This is a genomic window from Lunatimonas salinarum (assembly GCF_017811155.1).
GTDB lineage: Bacteria > Bacteroidota > Bacteroidia > Cytophagales > Cyclobacteriaceae > Lunatimonas > Lunatimonas salinarum.
In genome coordinates, this window is record NZ_JACVCV010000046.1 from 1 (window position 1) to 4,133 (window position 4,133).

The 4,133-nt window shown below is 45.0% G+C and carries 3 protein-coding genes; all 3 read right to left on the minus strand.

From position 1 onward, the window contains the following. Positions 1 to 530 precede the first annotated feature (530 nt). Positions 531 to 1,574 (minus strand): sulfotransferase domain-containing protein, encoded by a 1,044-nt coding sequence (locus tag IAQ59_RS21565; RefSeq protein WP_209332926.1) that lies wholly within the window; start codon positions 1,572 to 1,574, stop codon positions 531 to 533. Positions 1,575 to 1,770: 196 nt separating this feature from the next. After that, the gene (locus IAQ59_RS21570; protein WP_209332927.1) at positions 1,771 to 2,361 is read right to left on the minus strand and encodes a hypothetical protein; all 591 of its coding nucleotides are present in this window, start codon (positions 2,359 to 2,361) and stop codon (positions 1,771 to 1,773) included. 630 nt (positions 2,362 to 2,991) lie between these two features. Next, positions 2,992 to 3,801, minus strand: a complete 810-nt coding sequence (locus tag IAQ59_RS21575; RefSeq protein WP_209332928.1) for a hypothetical protein — start codon at positions 3,799 to 3,801, stop codon at positions 2,992 to 2,994. Between the last annotated feature and the right edge of the window lie 332 nt (positions 3,802 to 4,133).

Genomic DNA, 4,133 nt, shown 5'->3' on the forward strand with positions numbered 1-4,133 from the left:
TATAATCATGCCACCCCGTTGGGGTTGGACCGAATGTAAGGTCGACCGATTTGCGGATTCTTACGTTTTCGGCCCGTCATTGCGAGCGACGCAGGAGCGAAGCAATCTCCAAACCAGGGCTTAAGGGGATTGTTACCTAATGTAGGCTCGAACGTTTTGCTAGTCTAACGTCTCACGTCTAACGTCTTAAATCTTACGTTTTCTAAAAATCTCACGTCTCATATAACTGTCTCCTCAAGGGGATTGCTTCGGCTTGAGACTACTTGTCGTTCTATTGAAAGAATCCGATTGTATCCTATCCCGAATCTCAATTACAGCATATCTTCAAGCCTCGCAATGACGTGGGCAGCATGGGTTCGAGATTAGGATCGCTACGGCTTTTTGGTTTTAATCAAGATGTAAGGTCTAAAGTTTTGCGAGTCTAACGTCTTAAGTCTAACGTCTTAAGTCTTACGTCTTCTAAAAATCTCACGTCTCATATCTAACCATCTACCCATCTACCCATCTACCATCCACTAAACCTAATTCTCTCAACCGGAAACCTCCGGAAGGATGTCCTCGGAGTATAGATTTATGCCCATTTCCCGCACCACATCCAAAATCTGCTGAATTTGGGAAGGGGTTAACTGATGTTTCCATTTTTCGAGATGGGAGACATCGTAGGGTTGGGTCGAATTGGGGTTAAGTACGGATTTGCTGGGGACAGTTCGAAGCTTCCATACGGTTTCCGGCACTTCCTGTCCGATCCATTGAAAAATCCCTTTGATTTGTTGCTCAAAGTCGATAACTAAATGCTCATAGTACACCACCCGCATCCGGCTGATTTCCGGATTTCGATGCAGTATCTCCCGTACCTGCAATGCCCATAGGAAAGCTAAGTGCTGTTCCTTCGTCTCTAACTGATTAATCAGATCCTGTTCGGTCTTGAAAAGTTCGTTGAATTTAAAATGGGCAATAGCGGTTTGCTTTGTCGAGATTGATTCGCTGATGGCAGGATAATGTAGCTGGGAAGCAACCACTGCGCAGGGATTCCTGAGCAACACAATAGATTTGAAGTGAAATTGCCGCTGTAGCCATCCTGCCAGCAGGTTAGCATGATTAAAATGGGCAATAATGTAGTTGGAGGTAAGGATACGGTTTCCGCTATCCAGATCATAGAGTAGTCGGGACGGAATTCTTCCTGAAAGCAGGCGCTCGAAAAAATCTTTTGCTTCCGGCCATTCGGCAGAGTGGGGGATGGGTTGCAGGTAGTGAAAACCTAGTTTTTTTATTTCGTCTGTTCGGACAAATCTAGGTTCAATGGGCTTGCTTAAGTCAATAGGGTCAGGAACCGTAATCAGCGGCTCGTTGAGCAATACCGATTTATCCACCTGATGGAGCAGATCAGCCAGCCAGGTCGAACCGCTGCGGGTGACTGCAAATAGGCAACAGGTGTTGGTAGGGGTTATTTCACGATGTTGGTTTTTCCTGACAAATGGGTGGAGGTAAGCGATTTTTTCCCATTCGTAACGGAATTTTCGGGGTATGCAGGTAAAGATATTCCGGGATCCTAGAAGAGCGTTTGCCAATTTCAAGCGAGAAAGGGGATTGGAAGGCGGTTGGATAGGTGGACTTTGGTTGAATGATTGGCTCGTTTTTCCCGCAGATGGGGAGAAGGACGGGGGGTAACTAATTGTAATTTGGCTGGAAAAGTGGGTGTTGGTGCTTAAATCTCACGTTTTGAGTCTCCTCTACCCCTTTAACTACTGATTGTCTCACATCCCACATCTCCTATTCTGGGGTTTTGGCGTGTGCTTTCTGTCTCTGGGCAAGGTACCGCTTGTACTTGCTCAGCCGGATGCCGTAGATGTGGCGGTCATAGATGAACACCAAAAAGAACAGAAAATACACAAAAGTCATGTTTTTCATGCGGACGATAATCCCAAAATTACTCAGGGCCCCGGCAAAGGCTATGGATGCCAAAAGAAACGTTAGCAGCATGATCTTTACCGCATTGGGGGCCTGTTTGTAGCCTTTTAGGGGATTGACCTTAGTGAAAATCACGATGGTTAGCGCCAGGCAGATGGCGTTTTCGATCGAGTTGATAAAGCTGGAAATATTGTGCGCATCGAAAAACAGGGGCCGGTATAGAAAGGTAAAGAGCTTCAATGGGTAAGGATACCCTGACATATCCACAAAGGACCTGCCGTAGCTGAGGTTTGTAGTAGTTGTGTTGAATAATTCATCTATATTTTCATTATTAAATTCTTCAATTTGTAAAAAGATTAGCACTTGTTCGTATATAATGAAAAAACCAAAAATGGACAGTAGCGAAAATATTACCTTATATGAAAAGTGAAGTTTACCATCAATTATTAGCATGATTGATGTTGAGAGTAAAATGATAAAAGCCATATGGGGTCTTACATGGTAAAGGCCTGCTACAGCTATTATAATGGTTATCATATTTTTTCGAAAGTCTCTAATTCCATAGAAAAACATAGATATAAATAGAAAAATTAACGAATCTTTTCCTATACCTGAAGACCAAAAGTGAAGGCTAGGAAGTAGGAGAATTGATGGCCAAATAGAAAAATTAAATATTCGTATATTTTTGTTTCTAAATAAGTCTTGCCCTACAAGATAAAGAAGAACGAATGCCCAGGAGGATACGCTTGCATATAAAAATGTCCCCGTCCAAAAGTCTAGTCCTAAGACCCTTGAGAAGGGGTAGTTTACAAAAAAAATAAAAAAATTGTTTACTCCATATGCATCAAACCAAGTTTCAAAGATGTATCTTCTGTAGCGATCACCTAGGTTCCAGTAAAAGCTGGTATCTGTGCCTTTGGCAAACCACCCGTAATAGAACCCGATCAGCACATGGTAATGGTACAACAGCAGGGAAAAGTTTACTCCCCGTCCACCTGTACGGGGACGTACAAACTCGGTAATCAGTACTACACTTAGCACGTATACCAGAAAAATGACCAGTATATCAAGCATGCAATCTCATCATAGGGGAGGACGGGTGTAGGTGCCCCATCGAAGCAGCAGCCAAATGGCACCACGAAATACCAGAAAATAGGCCAATGCAGCAGGAAAGACAAAGCTGACTGTGCCCATCAGCCATCCCAGCATCGCCATCGCGAATGCCGAACTGTAATAGATTACCCGGAAAGTGTCCAAATCGCCTACCCATTGTTGAAACCGGACGAGGCCGTATTTTTCTTTGGCGGCGTGCTCGGTGGTCCTCAACAGGACAAAGCAAAGCATCACCACCCCATAAGGCTGCCATCCGTACTCCACGCCAAGGTAAAGAAAGGGAAAAACGGTGTATTTGCCTAGGCAAAGCCCGAAATAGGTCGCAATATTCGCGCGGGACCGAATGCGGTTGTGGAGTACAAAGAACAGTCGGCTACCCAGTACCCAAGCCACAAACCAAGCAGCTTGTGCAGAAGACCAAAGCCCTGCGCCCCAATTGATGCCCAGCAATAATGCGAAAAGAAGGACCCGGGAAGTAACAATTCGGCCAAAATGCGCTTTTGCATAGGCCATACGAGCAGCATCAAGTCGGTAGGTGGGAAAGCGCTCGCGACCGGTAGCAAAGACGTCGTTTTCCATGTACCCGATTTCGTATATGGCTATCCAGGCCCCAAAACCGATCACAAACCCCCATACCGTCGGAAACTGTGGCACCCCATAAAGCCCAAAGATCAGGAATCCCAAAAAAAGCGGGTAGATCCACAACAGGGACAGCAACTCCGAAAAACATGTAAAGCGGGAAGCATAGAGGTAACGGAATGGGAGAACGTAGGGGAGCATTAAGGGTAAATTAGTTGGAATTGGGTTTGGGGCGGAAATAAAGCCTGCGGCTGAAATATGGTAGATATATGGCCTGCGGCCGAAATATGGTAGATATATGGCCTTTGGCTGAAATATGGTTGAAATATGTCCTATGGACGAAATAAAGTTGAAATATGGCCTTTTGCCGAAATATGGCCCGTCATTGCGAGGCTTGGAGACAACTGGAATTGGGAATTGATAGTGGTTTTTTTCAATTCTTCGATAAAACAGCGCAGTAACCGACTTCAAGCCGAAGCAATCTCATTGTAGTGGAGGAGATTGCTTCGTCGTCCCTCCTCGCAATGACGAGG

Excerpts from the sequence above, each read along its gene's own strand:
- IAQ59_RS21570 (WP_209332927.1), bottom strand. The coding sequence starts at position 2,361 with ATGCTAATAATTGATGGTAAACTTCACTTTTCATATAAGGTAATATTT.
- IAQ59_RS21575 (WP_209332928.1), bottom strand. The coding sequence starts at position 3,801 with ATGCTCCCCTACGTTCTCCCATTCCGTTACCTCTATGCTTCCCGCTTT.